This window comes from Chryseobacterium sp. G0162 (assembly GCF_003815715.1).
Classification (GTDB): Bacteria; Bacteroidota; Bacteroidia; order Flavobacteriales; family Weeksellaceae; genus Chryseobacterium.
Window position 1 is genome coordinate 4,598,141 of record NZ_CP033922.1, and the last position, 16,065, is coordinate 4,614,205.

11 protein-coding genes are annotated in these 16,065 nt (G+C 36.3%); 4 read left to right on the top strand and 7 right to left on the bottom strand.

Annotated elements, in window-relative coordinates:
- Positions 1-34 precede the first annotated feature (34 nt).
- Both dacB and EG344_RS20590 read left to right on the top strand, forming a co-directional pair.
- The gene (gene dacB, locus EG344_RS20585; RefSeq protein WP_123911196.1) at positions 35-1,408 is read left to right on the top strand and encodes a D-alanyl-D-alanine carboxypeptidase/D-alanyl-D-alanine-endopeptidase; all 1,374 of its coding nucleotides are present in this window, start codon (positions 35-37) and stop codon (positions 1,406-1,408) included.
- Positions 1,409-1,414: 6 nt separating this feature from the next.
- Positions 1,415-2,581: a sensor histidine kinase gene (locus EG344_RS20590; RefSeq protein WP_123911197.1), complete on the top strand. Its 1,167-nt coding sequence runs from the start codon at positions 1,415-1,417 to the stop codon at positions 2,579-2,581.
- 91 nt (positions 2,582-2,672) lie between these two features.
- Here the strand turns inward: EG344_RS20590 and EG344_RS20595 are convergent, their stop codons facing one another.
- The 7 genes from EG344_RS20595 to EG344_RS20625 form a co-directional block, all read right to left on the bottom strand.
- Positions 2,673-4,529, bottom strand: a complete 1,857-nt coding sequence (locus EG344_RS20595; protein ID WP_123911198.1) for a peptidase M61 — start codon at positions 4,527-4,529, stop codon at positions 2,673-2,675.
- Positions 4,530-4,663: 134 nt separating this feature from the next.
- Positions 4,664-6,295, bottom strand: a complete 1,632-nt coding sequence (locus tag EG344_RS20600; RefSeq protein ID WP_123911199.1) for a M1 family metallopeptidase — start codon at positions 6,293-6,295, stop codon at positions 4,664-4,666.
- Positions 6,296-6,441: 146 nt separating this feature from the next.
- The gene (locus EG344_RS20605; RefSeq protein ID WP_123911200.1) at positions 6,442-9,408 is read right to left on the bottom strand and encodes a reprolysin-like metallopeptidase; all 2,967 of its coding nucleotides are present in this window, start codon (positions 9,406-9,408) and stop codon (positions 6,442-6,444) included.
- Positions 9,409-9,690: 282 nt separating this feature from the next.
- Positions 9,691-10,518, bottom strand: coding sequence for a twin-arginine translocase subunit TatC (gene tatC, locus EG344_RS20610; RefSeq protein ID WP_123911201.1), 828 nt, complete (start codon positions 10,516-10,518; stop codon positions 9,691-9,693).
- A 216-nt stretch (positions 10,519-10,734) separates the two neighbouring features.
- Positions 10,735-11,421 carry a type 1 glutamine amidotransferase domain-containing protein gene (locus tag EG344_RS20615; RefSeq protein ID WP_123911202.1) on the bottom strand — a complete coding sequence of 229 codons (687 nt, stop codon included), beginning with the start codon at positions 11,419-11,421 and terminating at the stop codon, positions 10,735-10,737.
- 98 nt (positions 11,422-11,519) lie between these two features.
- Complete coding sequence (locus EG344_RS20620; protein ID WP_123911203.1) at positions 11,520-12,083, bottom strand: Crp/Fnr family transcriptional regulator; 564 nt, start codon at positions 12,081-12,083, stop codon at positions 11,520-11,522.
- 15 nt (positions 12,084-12,098) lie between these two features.
- A complete protein-coding gene (locus EG344_RS20625) occupies positions 12,099-13,058 on the bottom strand; it encodes an SIS domain-containing protein (RefSeq protein ID WP_123911204.1) in 960 nt (319 codons plus the stop codon).
- A gap of 158 nt (positions 13,059-13,216) precedes the next feature.
- Between EG344_RS20625 and recQ the strand changes: the two genes are divergently transcribed.
- Both recQ and EG344_RS20635 read left to right on the top strand, forming a co-directional pair.
- Positions 13,217-15,421 carry a DNA helicase RecQ gene (gene recQ, locus EG344_RS20630; protein ID WP_123911205.1) on the top strand — a complete coding sequence of 735 codons (2,205 nt, stop codon included), beginning with the start codon at positions 13,217-13,219 and terminating at the stop codon, positions 15,419-15,421.
- Between the two features lie 88 nt (positions 15,422-15,509).
- Positions 15,510-15,959 (top strand): hypothetical protein, encoded by a 450-nt coding sequence (locus tag EG344_RS20635; protein WP_123911206.1) that lies wholly within the window; start codon positions 15,510-15,512, stop codon positions 15,957-15,959.
- Positions 15,960-16,065: the final 106 nt, after the last annotated feature.

The window sequence follows — 16,065 nt, forward strand, 5'->3', positions numbered from 1 at the left end:
TACCAGCAAAATTTTAGCACAAAACAACAATGCAATGAAAAAAACACTTGCAGTTCTCACACTTTCTGTACAGATTGTTTCGGCCCAGAATATGGCCCAGAAATTAGATAAAGCAACCAAAGATCTTATGGACTCTTCAGGGGCTGTTGCTTCTAATTTGTCATTTTATGTGTCAGATGACAATGGCAATTTTATTTATGAATACCAGGGGAGTAAGGGACTTTCTACAGCTTCTACCCAGAAAATATTTACAGCAGGTGCTGCATTAGAAATATTAGGGAAAAATTATACCTATACCACCACTGCAAATTACTCCGGAAGCATATCTGGAGGGAATCTGAATGGAAACCTTTTCATCAGTTCCAATGGTGATCCTACTTTGGGAAGCTGGAGATATGAAGCATACAAACCCGAAAATTTTAAAAAGAAACTGATAGAGGCTGTTAAAAATTCCGGAATTACAAAAATTTCCGGGGATCTGGTGATTGATGATTCTTATTTTGACCATCAGACCATTCCCGGTGGATGGCCGTGGGATGATCTTGGAAATTATTACGGAGCAGGAGTCTGGGGTATCAACTGGAAAGAAAATCAGTTTGATATCAACATCAACGGGACAGACTTTAAAAGCTTTTCCTATCCGCTGGAAGGTGTAAAATGGCTGAATGACCTGAAAACAGGCGGTAGTTCTGATCAAAGTTTAATTTTTACGGCACCTCACTCCAATGTAGCTTTAATTAATGGAATGCTTCCGGGAGGAAAAACAGTAACCGTTTCCGGTTCTACTCCTAATCCGCCTTTGCAACTGGCAGCAGAAGTAAAACAATGGTTAAAAGAATCAGGAATTGAACTTACCGGAAAAGCTCTTACTAATTCACAGCTCGAGCTAGAAGGGAGACAGGCTTTGGAAGCTCCTAAAAGTAATGTAATCCTAACGTACCAGTCTCCAACACTGGATAAAATCGTCTATTGGTTTTTGAGAAAAAGCATCAACCTTTACGGGGAAACATTGATTAAAACTTTAGGAAAAGAGAAAAAAGGTAATTCTAGTTTTAAAAGCGGAGTCGCTTACTTAAAAGAATTCTGGAAATCAAAGGGAATCAACCCTAATATGATTAATTTTGCAGATGGAAGCGGCCTTTCACCACAGAATTATGTTGCTGCAAAAGCTGAAGTGCAAGCTCTTTTATATTCAAAAAAACAATCCTGGTTTGATTCTTATTATGATGGATTTCCGGTTCAGGAGAATGGTATGAAAATGAAGAGCGGAACAATGAGAGATACCAAATCCTTTGCAGGTTATCATACTGCAAAAGATGGAAAGAAGTATGTGTTCTCCATTATTATCAATAACTATCAGGGGAGTGGAAGTACAGAGCTGCAGAAAATTCTTAATGTTTTAAAATAAATAACCTTGAGGAAATCCATATTAACCAGATTAAATAACTGGATTATTTTTGTTGTGATGACTACTTTGGTAATCGCCATTGTAGTATCTTCTACAGCATTGATTAATTTCCTTAGAAAAGAGGAAATTAAAAGGATTAATCTGCTCTCGAAGGCAATCAGAATTCAGCAGGAAGTAAAAAGTCCTGATACTGATGTTCTGGATTTATTGCCTGAAATCCTGAATATAAACAATACCATTCCGTTCATTGTGACGGATAAATATAAAAATCCTATTCTTGATCTTGGGTATTACCGTAATATTCCTGAAAGCACAATCAAAAATCCGGAAAAGCTTCATGATCTGATGATGAATATGGAGAAAAATTATGCTCCGATTGAGATCAAGGTTCCGGATGGTAATAACCAATTTGTATATTATGACAATTCACGGTTGCTGAATAATCTACGGTATTCACCTTATATTCTAGGATTGTTTATCCTGCTGTATTTCGGATTTACTTTCTGGTTTTTTAAAACCATTAAAAAGACCGATGAAGGGTATCTTTGGGCAGGTCTGGCCAAAGAAACAGCCCATCAGATTGGTACACCTTTATCTTCCATGATTGGCTGGATGGAAATTATGAAACTGGAGAATTCAGATTCCGAAGGGGTGAAGGAGATTGAAAAAGATATTGAAAGGCTAAGAACCATTTCCGAACGTTTCTCAAAAATAGGTTCTGTTCCTGAGCTGAACGATATGAATTTCAACCAAACGATCCAGGAGAACTATGATTATTTAAAAACAAGAATTTCAAGAAAAGTTGATTTTATCCTTCATCTTCCTGTTTATACTGTGTTGGTTCCACATAATAAAATTCTGATGAGCTGGGTAATTGAAAACCTTGTGAAGAATGCTGTGGATGCAATGAAAGGAGAGGGTACCATTGTAATGTCAGTTTTTGAAAGGAATAAAAACATACTTATTGAAGTAAAAGACAATGGCAGCGGAATGACGAATCAGCAGGCCAGAAATGCTTTTAAACCTGGATATTCCACTAAGAAAAGAGGCTGGGGACTGGGATTGTCATTGGCTCAGAGGGTCATTCATGAATATCATAATGGAGATATTAAGATTTCCCAGACCGAAGTTGGAAAAGGAACGACTTTCAGAATTACAATTAAAAAGGGATAAATGGGAATTCTAAATCATAGGATTAGAACTTTTTTTAAGATAGCTGCTAATAAAAAAAACAAAAGCGAGGATCATTTCCTCGCTTTTATATTTATTTTTTACCTGTAAGCCACTGAGTTTGTAGTTTCAGTTCTTCCGGGCTTGGATTAGCTTTGAATTGAAGCGTTTCCACGCTTAGTTTATCCAGAATAGCTTTCCCTTTAAGAGTCATTTTTTCTTTTTTACCAGCATTGTCTCTTAAAATAGTTACCGTAACTTCCTGTCCATCCTTGATCGTTCTGGTATACCCTATAAAGTCTTGGATTTTTTGAATATCAATGGTCTTTCCATCCAATGCAAGCACCTGATCGGTAATTTTAAATCCTATACTTTTGGCAAATGGAGATAAAGTAGAATTTTCATCGAAAGCCAGGGCTTTATTTTTATCATCATATCCTGTTTGGTTAGGGTCTTTAATAAGCCAGAAGATAGGAGCTGTTTCCTGTTTGTGAACATCTACACCTACCATTTTCAGATATTCTGCATAAGGTGTAGGCTGGTTTCCTGCAATATATTTATTATAAAAATCCTTTATCTGTGGATATCCTGTTACTGTTACCAGTTCATCAATCAGTTTATCATCTTTGAACGGTTTGTTTTCCCCGAATCTTTGAGAAAGTTTTCTGATCATATCACGGTAACCCATTTCTCCATTGGACAATTTTCTCAGTTCAATATCCATGCACATGGCTAAAAGAGCACCTTTTTCATATACATTTCTGTATTGATCTTTGTAGGCATCCTGCAATACGTTTTTACTCATTACCGTAAACGGCATGGTATCATTGTAGTTTTTAGAGTTGGTAATCTTTTCTCCGATTCTTTTAAGAAACTCATCCTTGTTGATAAGTCCTTCCTGAATTTGGAATAAATTCGCAAAATATTCAGTTCCGCCTTCATACATCCAGAGATGCTGAGACATTTTCGGATCTGCATAATTAAAATAATGGATTTCTTCAGAATGCGTTTTCAAAGGATTAACAGTATGGAAGAATTCGTGGGAAACCACATCTGTAATAGTTTGGTCAATAGCTTCCTTAGGCATGGCTTCAGGAAGTACTACACTGGTAGATTCATGGTGCTCCAATGCTCCAAAACCTTTTACCATAGGACCATCGCCACCAGATAGATAAAGCATAATGGCGTACTTCTTATTGGTATTCATATCCCCAAGGAATTTCTTTTGGGCTACCACCATTTTTTCAAGATTATCCTTGAAATCTGCTGCTTTATATTTTCCGGTAGGAGAGTAAACTCCTAACACAAGATCCATTCCACCTGCATTGAAGGTAATATAATCCGGTTTGGTGTACATAAGCGGAGAATCTGTAACCTTGGCATAATTGGCAAGCGTATAGGTGTCTGTAGATTCAGATTTATCCTGATCTACCAATGCTGTGGTCCCGTAAAAATCAGTCGGTTTTTGAACAACAAGCTGATAAGGTACATCCTGCATATTTTCAATATATCCGATAAAACCGTGGGTATTGATCATATAAACTTTTCCTGCTTCAATATCAGTTCCTGAAGGAGAAAATACAGCTTTATGTTTTGAAGTATCCATTTCTTCATCAAAGCTATCATTTACAAGATAGGAGATTTTGCTCAGGTTCTGAGCATTTTTCAATGAATAACTATTATCATTAACTTTTGTGAAGGCTAATTCCTTTCCTTTATTATCATAAAATTTGATCCCTTCTATGAATCGTCCGTAATCATCTACAGAATAAGTTCCCGGAACCGTTTTAGGAAAATGGAATTTAATATCTCCCGATTTCATTTTTGGGAATTCCATTGTAACGGCTACTTTATCATCTTTTACATTAACGAGGTCTATAGTGGTTTTTATAGATTGGGCATTTGCTAAAAAAGCGGCAAAGAGGCCTAAGCTAAGTGCTGTTTTTCTCATTAGGTTTAAATTTATAGTTAAGTAGTTGTTTATTTTTCCATTTTGTTACTGAATCAAGTATTAAACTTTTCTTAAAAAAAGATTAAGAAAAATAAAAAGGCAAACCTGCTGATCTGCAAATTTGCCTTTGTTATTTATTGAACACTCAGATAGTTGATATAATAATTCTTATTCAATTCAACCGGAGTGCTTTTCTTTAGCTTTACCGTCTGCCATTCTTCAGTTGGATTTATCGTCTGATCTCCATTGATAATGATCGGAAGTTTCAGGTTTTTCACCACATTCGTATATCTGAATTTCAGACTGTCCCCGTTTTGAGTATATTCAAGAGTCGGGATTTTAATGGTTCTGAGATACTGATCAAATACAGTAGAGAAATCAATACCCGCTTTTGATGAAATATAATCTTCAATTTGCTTTGTGGTAACTGTCTGATGATAGAATTCTTTACCTAACCCTCTTAAAATCTGTCTGAATTTTTCATCATTATTAATGACTTGTCTTATTGTGTGAATCATATTGGCTCCTTTCGGATACATATCACCACTGCCTTCATTTCTTACGCCATACTTCCCGATGATAGGAACATCATTTGCTATTTTTCCTCTAAGGCCTATCATGTATATATCAGCAGATTTTTTATCAAGATAGTTTTCGGTAAAAAGAACTTCAGAATACATGGTGAAACTTTCATGGATCCACATATCTGCCTCATCCTTTGCGGTAATATTATTGGCAAACCATTCGTGGCCACTTTCGTGAATGATAATATAATCCCATTTCAGACCAATTCCTGTTCCTGAAAGATCTTTTCCACGGTAGCCATTTTGATAATCATTTCCATAAGCTACATTACTTTGGTGTTCCATACCCAGATAAGGAGAATCTACCAGTTTGTAAGAATCTTCATAGAAAGGATAAGGGCCAAACCAGTGTTCAAATGCGGAAAGCATAGGTTTTACCTGTTCAAACTGTTTTTTTGCTTTTTCTAAATTATAGTCAAGTACCCAGTAATCCAGATCCAGTTTTCCTTTTTCCCCATCAAAAGTATCTTTGAAATTAACATATTTACCAATATTCGGGATGATAGAGTAGTCATTGATAGGATTTTTCACTTCCCAGGTATAGGTAGTCTTGTTTCCGCTGGTCTTTTTATCGATCAATCTTCCGTTGCCAACGCCTACCAAATCATTGGGGGTAATAATCTTCATAACGATTCCGTTGTCCGGCTCATCGCTCCAGATATCTTTAGTAGGAAGCCATATAGAAGACCCGATTCCCTGAACAGCAGGACTCATCCACGGGTTCCCGTTTTTATCCTGAGTGAAAACCCATCCACCTTCCCAAGGAGCATTCTTTGCAATCTGCGGGTTTCCGGAATAGTCAACGTCAATCGTATATTTTTCACCTTTTTTAAATTTTTTCTTAGCCGTGATGAAAATAAAATCGCCATCCTGCTTAGAGCTGGCAATAGGAAAACTTGCTGTAATTTTTCCAGCTTTCATCGGCTGCTGAAGATCAATCTGAAAAATAGGATTGGTAACATCCTTTATGATCTCAAAGCTTATTTTGTTTGTTCCCTTGATACTTTTCTGTTCGAAATCAGGTTCTACGGAAAAATTATATTTTTTTACATCCCAAAAATCCCTGAATGGGGTATTGGAACCTTTCAATGTATCTTGTTTAGTATAGACTTTATCTCTTTCAAAGAATTGCCCAAAAGCAAGTCCGGAAACCAATAAAAGAGTGTATGACAGCTTTTTCATGTGAAATTAAATTAATAATCTTTTCAAAAGTATAAAATTAAATTAACAGCCGGATAACGATGGGATGAAAATACAGACTAAATTATTCTGAAACATATAAAAAGCCCGACTAATGCCGGGCTATCTTATAAATAGATGTGGGAATCTTATTTTTTAATGAATTTCAGATTTGAAGTCGTTCCCTTATCTTCAATTGAAATTACATAAGCTCCGGTACTTAATCTTGAAACGGAGATCTTATTGTCTGAGATTTGGCCGCTCATTACTTTCTGTCCTGCCATATTGGTGATTGAGAATTGTGCCTTAGGAGAAACCTGAGTTACATTCAATACATCACTAGCCGGGTTAGGGAAAATCTGAATTGAAGCCTTGTCTTTTACCGTATCACTGGTAGAAAGCTGTTGTTGGATCAATACAGGATAATCTTCAATTTCACCATAATCCTGGCTGCTGCATCCGTTTTGTGGTTGATTGCCGTATGCCATTATAACTCTCATAATCACATTTCCTCCCGTATAAGCATCCATAGGTACAGAGAAAGTTCCTGTTACCGGAGTTATTTTGTTAGGAAGGGTTGTTAAAATAATTTCAGAATCAGCAAAATATCCGTCTTTATTAAAGTCTATCCATGCTGTTACCCCTTCATTATAAGTAGTAGTACTAGTCCATTGTTTAGATACACTCAATATGTTACCGGTTGAACCCTTAGAGAGTGTAATTAATTTTGTAGGATCTGTTGTGTAATCTGTATACGGTGAGGCGGTACTATTATTGGAAATAGGATTCATGCCTGTAGGAGTTACCGTTACATTAGAAATAAATTCATCTGCAGGGTTTGCACTCACCGAGCAAATAAACGGAAGGGTTGTAAAATTGGTTGAAGACGAATAAGTACCTACTGTAGCGTTACAAACATTAGCTATTTGCACTTCATATTGAGTAGCAGGATCTAATCCGGAAATAAAAGAGGCGTTTGTAGCTGACGGAATCGTTGTCCAGGTAGCAGCTCCTACTTTTCTATACATCAAAGAGTAGGTTGCATCCTGAAGGGCTCCCCAATTTATATTGGCAGATGATTTTGTAACACCGGAGGCCGTAATTCCTGCAGGTGCAGCTGAAGAGCATGGACTGGATGAGGCAGAAACAGTAGCATTGCCTATGGCATAAAATACATTGTCTATAGCGCTTACTCTAATTTTTACATTTGAATTCGTGGCAAGTGAAGAAAATGAAAAAGCTTCAACTCCATCATTCGGCGTAGATGGAGTAATGACAGTCCATGTTACTCCGTTGTCTGTGGTATAGTCTATTTTCACATTCTGCACGTTATAAGGCGAACTGTTTGTATTCACAACATCCCAGGTAATGGCACCGGCCATATTGTTATAAACAGTGTTTGACGTTACTTTAAATGGTCCATCATTCCCAACATCCAATTTTACCAGACTGCTCTGTGTTTGTTGTTGGGCAGGATTAGGATTATTATCTCTTACTGTTACCTTGAAGTTCATTACCCTTGCTACACTAGGCAAAAGTTCCCAGTTCTGTACTGTGGTAAGGTTTCCAGTAAGTACAGTTTCCAGCTTTGGAAAATAACGGGAAGGTGAAGTTGTTGGAGGCCAGGATCTGAAAGTAGCTCCACTGGTACGGGTTGAATTTAAGGCGTTAAATAAAGTGCTAGAAATATCATACTGCTCCCATACGTAAGTCATAGGATCATTCTGAGCATCCGTTGCACTGGCTGTTAATACGAAAGCGGTTCCTTTTGGAATGACTTTATTAACAAGCGGCTGTATTACCGGAGGAGTGTTGGCTACCGGAACATTGATATCACAATTTTTACCATTTACGTAAGCTTGGATCTGCTCAATATTGATGACATGGAAATAAGCATCAGAATTCATCTGTACATTTGCCGCAGTAATTCCTGCATATCCCATAATGGTAGATCCTGATCCCGGTTCTATTGGAATGTCTGTTTGACCTTGATTGACAGACATGGTATGGCGTCCTCCAAACTGATGTCCTAACTCATGGGCTACATAGTCAATATCAAAAGTGTCTCCAAAAGGTTGATCTACTATTGCCGGAGAAGTGATTCCAGCTCCTTTTGATGTAGCATCATTATTGCTGGCAGGATTTATACAAACATTTCCAACACGGCCGGCACTTCCGCCGCCACCTCTGTGTCCGAAGAAATGACCAACATCATAAGCCGCATTCCCTATGCCGGGAGTATTGGTCAGTGTTTGCTGAACCTGTAAGTTCCATGCACCGGGAGCACTAAAAGTACCATTAGAATTGGCAATAACATTAGAGTAAGGATCTGTAGCAGGATCTGTAAAAATAACCTGTGGAAAATCCTGTACAATTAAATGAATGCCTAAATCTCTTTCATAAACACCATTTACCCTGTTTATCGTGGCATTAATACGGGCAGCAGCGCCTGGAACACCTCCTGCCAATTGAGTGTATTCCCCGTTTACAGAAACAGCAAGTCTGTAGGTACGGTACTTTTGATCATTATTCTTATTAAAGCTTCCTGCGCTGCTTAGTCCTTTTTTTGATTGTAAAAGTTGCTTCATCTCCTTTTTAGCCCCTGCGGATTCGGATGTTGTACACTCAAAAGCACTTCCATCTTGTGTTTTCCTGGATTTGAAAAACACACCATAGATATCTTTCTCTTTGGTTACAGGTTCAATGAATTCGTATTTTCCGGTATTAGCGTCAAAAATCATTGATTGAAAATCATTAGGAGCAGTACTGAATCTGATCTGTTTATTAGGATTATCCACTCCAACTCCTGAATAGGCCCCTAATTGATATCTTTCGGCCATAGATTTCTCAACCACAGGAGAACTGTAGACTGAAAATCTTTCAACTTTCCCGTCAGTTGTAGGAATAGAAACGACTACAGGGGCGCCGCCTTTTCCGGCTTCCGGTGCGTCTTTTAATATCGCTCTTAAAGAATTAAGATCCATCTTATAAGCGTACAGAATGTTGACTTCTTTCCTTATAGGCTCCACTCTTTCTGAGACAGGCTGCCAGCGTTGCGCCTGCAAACTGGCCAGACTTAAGGTTAATGTTAAAACAAGAATAATTTTCTTTTTCATAATATTTTACGTGATTAAGATTTATTCGTATAAAAATAGTATAAAAATTCTTATTTTATTGATTATTTTTAGTTAAAATGTTTGTGTTTTTAAATTTAACAAAATGCGAGAATGAAACTTTTAATAAATTTGAATTGGATTATTTTTTTTATTAAATAAAGATAATTTTAAGAAAAAAATACATGTAGAAGAATGGTTTAAAAAGGGTTAAAAAGAACATCCGGTTTTCAATTTTGAAAACCGGATGCTGATTGTAATATTTTTAAGGATTTTATATCCTGATTATTTCTGTACTACTGGAAGATTTCCATTGCTTTTCTGTACTCTTTTATAAGTAAAAGTACACATCATAATACTGAATTCATATAAGATAAGTAATGGGAAAGCGGCCATCAGCATACTTAATACATCCGCTGGAGTTATAATGGCTGCAACTACCATGATTAATACAATAGCATGACGACGGTAAGTCTTCATAAATACAGGAGTAAGAATTCCGATACTGGTAAGGAAATAGATCAGAATAGGGAACAGGAAAATAACCCCCATTCCTAAAACAACCTGTAAAAATAATGTCGTATAATCACTCAGGTCATAAAGAGGCACAATGATATCCGAAATTTTAAAGATTACCCCAAAATTAACCGCGAAAGGAAGAATTAAAAAGTATCCGCATAAAACACCGGTCATAAAAAGCATCCATACTGCATTAATAATGTATATTGAATTCTTTTTCTCTCTTGGATGTAATGCCGGGCTGATGAAACGCCATAATTCCCAAACGATATAAGGAAATGCAGCTACCATTCCACCAAAAACAGAAACGGCCATCATCACATTAAACTGCTGATACAGTCTTTGTACACGCACCGGAAAATCTTTCGGAAGATGAATGCTATCTTCTCCCAAAATCATCCTTGAAAAGTGATTGACAATTTTGAAAGTCGGGAAATCATTTCTGGTAGGTCCAAAAAAGATATGGTCCATAATCCAGTTGATATTAAAACCAACCACAAAGGCTGCAACGATGATAGCAATAATTGAACGGACCAAGTGTCCTCTTAATTCTCCAATATGCCCCAGAAAGGACATGTCTTTTTTGTTGTCCATATAAATAGAATCTGTCAAAATACCAACCGTAAAGGCAAGCAGTTTAAGTCTGCGAAATTATGAAATAATAATCAGTATTTAGAATTTATTAGTCATGAATTTGTTAAGGTTGATGTTACAGATTGTTGACCTATTTATAAAGATAGGTTCGAATGTAAAAACAGACCCCTTAAAACAATTATTTCAAGAGGTCTGCCGTGCTCTATCCGGTTAAGGTTATTTTTCCAGAATCTCCAATACTTTTTCTGCTACAGCAGCTCCGGATTGAGGATTTTGCCCTGTTACCAGATTTCCATCTGCTACCGCAAAAGGAACAAAATCCTGGTCTGCTTTTACATAATGAGTGCCTTTGCTTTTCAATACATCTTCTGTAAGATAGGGCATATGATCTGCCAGTTCTGCTGCAATTTCTTCTGAATTTGAAAAGCCGGTTACCGTTTTTCCTTTAATCAGAAGTTCTCCATTAGAAAGGGTAATATTAAAAAGAGCTACAGCTCCATGACATACGGACGATACAATTCCTCCGTTTTCATATATATTACGGGCTATTTTCTGTAATTCTGTATTGTCAGGAAAGTCCCAAACTACTCCATGTCCACCTGCATAATAAATAACACTATAATCTTTAGAGTTGATATCACCTGGTCTTAAAGTGTTTCCTAATTTGTTTCTAAATGTATCATCAGCGTAATATTTCCAGTCTACAGGCTGTACAAACATTTGGAGAGAAATAGGATCAAGTGGAGTATACCCTCCTTTCGGGCTTACAAAATCAATTTCATAGCCTTGTTCTTCCAGTTTTTCATAAAAATGAACCGCTTCTCCCAGCCATAAGCCTGTTGCTCTTTCCATATTAGGATATTTTTCCACACTTGTCACTACGATTAATGCTTTCTTTTTCATTGGTATTGTTGTTTAAAATTATAGAACAAAGATTGGATTTTTTACAACACAATGATAAGGATATACCTCAAAAAAAAGATGTGACACATATCACATCTTTATAAATATAACCGGCTTAATGTTTCTCTTGAAACTCCCAGATAGCTTGCAATAAGCTGTTTCGGAATATGATCTATAAAACCTGGATATTGTTTTATAAAATCTTCATAACGCTCTTTGGCAGATTTACTCATTAACGAAAGAATCCTCTGTTGTAAGGCAACGTAGCCGAAATTAGATTTTACCCTGAAAAAATGTTCCATCACAGGAACTTTTGAACAAAGGATATTTAAATCTTCAAATGATAGGGCATGTACTTCAGCATCTTCAATGCAATCAACAGCCAATGATGAGGTTTCTTGCTTAAAAAAGCCTGCGAAATCAGAAATCCACCAGTTGGCCGCTGCAAACTGAAGAATATATTCTTTTCCTGTATGATCTATGAAACTGCTTTTAAGAATACCTTTTTCTATTAGAAAAATTTCATGTACAGGCTGGTGTTCCTGTATCAAAAACTGTCTTTTCCTGAATCTTTTTTCTACAAAAAAGCCTTGAATCATCTCAAATTCATCATCCGAGAGGGTAACAATTTCCTGAATATGTTCTTTTAGAAAATGGTTCATCTTAACAATCGATGATTAATTGATTCCTTCATCAAGCAATGTATGCAGATCAATAATCCCGAAATACTTTCCGTTTTCGGTGACTACCAACTGACCGATGTTATTCCCTTTTAAAATTTTCATGGCTTCTTTCGCAAGGGCATCCTTTTCAATAGTTCTTGGATTGGAAGACATAATGTCTTTCGCCAAAACTTTAGTGATCTCTTCTCCTTTCATCAGCATTCTTCTCAAATCCCCGTCGGTAATCACTCCAATAATCTGATCTTCATTAGTAACAACCGTAATTCCATGACTTGATGCACTGATGGAAATAATAACATCTCTAATGGTAGCTTCTTCTGAAACCTGAGGCTTCTGTGAAGAAAGAAACTGTTCAACCTTTGAAGTCAGATTTTTACCCAGGCTTCCTCCAGGATGGAACTTCGCAAAATCATTCGCTTTGAAATCATTCAATTCCATTAAAGCGACAGCAAGCGCATCTCCTAATGCCATTTGAATTGTAGTAGAACTTGTAGGAGCGAGTTTATTAGGACAAGCTTCTACATCAACATGTGTATCCAGAATAATTTCTGAAAATTCAGCAAGTTTACTGCTTTTGTTTCCGGTCATTCCGATCAATGCTGAAGAATAATCCCTCAAATAAGGAACCAGATTTGCTATTTCAGGAGAATTTCCGGAATTGGAGATACAAAGTACCACATCCTGTTTCTGAATCACTCCAAGGTCACCATGAATCGCTTCCGAAGCATGCAAAAATTGTGATGGAGTTCCCGTAGAGTTCAGAGTAGCAACAATTTTATTGCCTACATGGGCTGATTTTCCGATTCCTACTACAATTAGTTTTCCTTTGGCAGAGTGAATAATTTCTACTGCCTGTGCAAATTGGTCGTCAATTCTGTTTTTTAACTTTTCTAATTCTGAAATTTCAATTTCTAAAGTGCTTTTAGCAATTGATATAATGTTGGTTCTATCCATTTTATGACGATAAGGTATACAAAAAAGTTTTCTAAAAACGTTATATTTTAAAAACAATATTTAATATAAATTTTATTTTTTATAAATTCGTTCGCTTTTATTTTAAGCAGAATTTTTATAACTTTGGGTTAGATGCAAATTTAGCAATTGAAAATTAGATGAGCGCAAAAAAAGCCAATTTATCAGGCGAATTGAAAAAGTATTTTGGGTTTTCTACATTTAAGGGACAACAGGAACAAATCATAGAAAATCTATTGAATGGGAAGGATATATTTGTTTTGATGCCTACAGGTGGTGGTAAATCATTATGTTATCAGCTTCCGGCACTTATTTCGGAGGGAACAGCAATTGTTGTTTCACCTTTAATAGCGTTAATGAAGAATCAGGTAGATGCCGTAAACGGGCTATCATCTGATGATGGGGTAGCGCATGTATTAAATTCATCATTAAACAAGACACAGACAAAACAGGTTTTTGACGATATTAAAAGCGGGAAGACCAAGCTTTTGTATGTAGCTCCTGAATCATTGATAAAAGATGATTATCTGGACTTTTTAAAAGAAGTTAAGATTTCTTTCTTTGCGATTGATGAGGCTCACTGTATTTCAGAGTGGGGACATGATTTCAGACCGGAATACAGGAACCTTAAACAGATTATTGATAAGATTGCCAATGTACCGGTGATCGCCCTTACGGCAACAGCTACGCCCAAGGTGCAGGATGATATTCAGAAAACACTGGGGATGACCAATGCTTTGGTCTTCAAAGAAAGTTTCAACCGTCCGAATTTATATTATGAGGTATGTCCTAAAATTAATATAGATAAGGAGATCGTTAAATTTATCAATCAGCATAAAGGAAAATCAGGGATTGTCTATTGTCTGAGCAGAAGAAAGGTGGAAGAATTCGCTCAGCTTTTGCAGGTCAATGGAATTAATGCCCTTCCTTATCATGCAGGTCTTGATCAAAAAGTGAGAGTAGCCAATCAGGATAAATTCCTGATGGAAGAAGTAGACGTAATTGTAGCTACCATTGCTTTTGGAATGGGAATCGACAAACCGGATGTACGTTTTGTAATTCACTATGACTTTCCAAAATCGCTGGAAAGTTATTATCAGGAAACTGGGAGAGCAGGAAGAGATGGCGGAGAAGGTCATTGTCTCGCATTTTATGATCCTAAAGATATCGAAAAATTAGAAAAATTTCTGGCCCAAAAACCTGTATCCGAAAGAGAAATCGGTTTACAGCTGTTGAATGAAGTGGTAGGTTATGCTGAAACATCCATGAGCCGAAGACAATATATTCTTTATTATTTTGGGGAAATCTTTGATCCGGTAAAAGGTGACGGCGCTCAAATGTGTGATAATTCATTCAATCCTCCAAAATTAAAAGATGCTACTTCTGATTTAACGAAGACACTCGAACTGATTAATGATACTGGAGAAAAATTCAAGGCAAAAGATCTTATTTCTGTTATTGTAGGGAAGGAAACTGCGGTTACTAAGTCTTATAAGCTGGAACAGAATCCTCATTTCGGTTTTGGAAAAGAAGAAAAAGATAACTATTGGAAAACCATACTGAGACAGGCAACGGTTCAGAATTTCTTACAGAAAGATATTGAAACGTATGGTGTTTTAAAGATTGCAGAAAAAGGAAGGAATGTATTGGCGGGTAAATCCAAAGATGTTTTCTTAATTGCTGAAGACAGGGAATTTGATCTTACACAAGCCAAGGCAGATAGTGATCAGTTACAGCAGCAAGCCGGAGGAGGTCTAGATCAAAAACTGTTTACCTTATTAAAGGAACTGAGAAAGAAAGTAGCCAAAAAGCATGGAATTCCTCCATATACCGTATTTATGGACCCAAGTTTAGAGGATATGACGGTTCAATATCCGATAACGGTAGATGAAATCAACAAAATTTATGGAGTAGGAGAAGGAAAAGCTAAGAAATATGGTAAAGAATTCGCCGATTATATTAAAACTTATGTTGAGGACAATAATATAGAACGTACCCAGGACATGGTATTGAAACAGGTGGCCAATAAATCAAGCCACAAAGTTTTCATTATCCAAAGTACTGATAAAAAAATAGATCTGGAAGATATTGCAAGAGCAAAGAACCTTTCTATGGATGAACTTCTGAAAGAAATGGAAAGAATTGTTTATCAGGGGACCAAATTAAACATCGATTATTATATTGAAGATAATTTTGACGAAGATATTGTAGACGGCTTCATGGAATTCATGAACGAATCTGAAAGCGACAGCATGAAAATTTTGCTGGACGAATTTGGAGACGAACTGTCTGATGAAGAGGTAAGAATGCTGAGAATTAAGTTTATCAGTGACGTTGCCAACTAAGGAATGAAATATGAAAAAAATAGTAAAAGCTCTTCAATTGAAGAGCTTTTTTGTTGTAGTTTAGTAAAAACGAATGCAATTATACTGAATGCAATTTTTAAAGAAAAACTACCTTGTCATTTTATTTTTTGTCATAATAGGTATCATTATTTACGACTACTTTTTTAGGCAGGATTTCAAGAATAACTATCAGAAAACCGGAGAATATGCTATTGGTACAATTCATGAAATTAAACCCTATGGAAGAGGGACTGGTTATAATTACCTTTACCTATTTAAGGTAGATAATAAAGAGTATAAAGGACGATGTGATGGAGAGATGCCTTTTTCTAAGGGACCACAAAATGTAGATAAAAGATTTCTGGTATTATATTTAAAGAATAATATTCATAGCAATAGCCTTTATATCAACATTCCTGTACATGATAGTATAAAAAATAATGCTGAATTAGAGAAATGGGTCTCAGAACATCCTGAAGTTAGATCTAAACTGGATTCAATTCCGGGTACTGGATGGTTTTTTGAAAATTACTTTTAGGATGATGAAATTGTGGATTTTCTTGCCACTGATGCACGAATTTCCTTTTACATTCTAACTCATTTTTTTGAAAGTTTATATATACATTATAATATTCTATGTGCCT

Coding starts and splice junctions, on each gene's coding strand:
- dacB (WP_123911196.1), top strand. CDS start 35: ATGAAAAAAACACTTGCAGTTCTCACACTTTCTGTACAGATTGTTTCG.
- EG344_RS20595 (WP_123911198.1), bottom strand. CDS start 4,529: ATGAGAAAAACAGCACTTAGCTTAGGCCTCTTTGCCGCTTTTTTAGCA.
- EG344_RS20600 (WP_123911199.1), bottom strand. CDS start 6,295: ATGAAAAAGCTGTCATACACTCTTTTATTGGTTTCCGGACTTGCTTTT.
- EG344_RS20605 (WP_123911200.1), bottom strand. CDS start 9,408: ATGAAAAAGAAAATTATTCTTGTTTTAACATTAACCTTAAGTCTGGCC.
- tatC (WP_123911201.1), bottom strand. CDS start 10,518: ATGGACAACAAAAAAGACATGTCCTTTCTGGGGCATATTGGAGAATTA.
- EG344_RS20615 (WP_123911202.1), bottom strand. CDS start 11,421: ATGAAAAAGAAAGCATTAATCGTAGTGACAAGTGTGGAAAAATATCCT.
- EG344_RS20620 (WP_123911203.1), bottom strand. CDS start 12,083: ATGAACCATTTTCTAAAAGAACATATTCAGGAAATTGTTACCCTCTCG.
- EG344_RS20625 (WP_123911204.1), bottom strand. CDS start 13,058: ATGGATAGAACCAACATTATATCAATTGCTAAAAGCACTTTAGAAATT.
- recQ (WP_123911205.1), top strand. CDS start 13,217: ATGAGCGCAAAAAAAGCCAATTTATCAGGCGAATTGAAAAAGTATTTT.
- EG344_RS20635 (WP_123911206.1), top strand. CDS start 15,510: ATGCAATTTTTAAAGAAAAACTACCTTGTCATTTTATTTTTTGTCATA.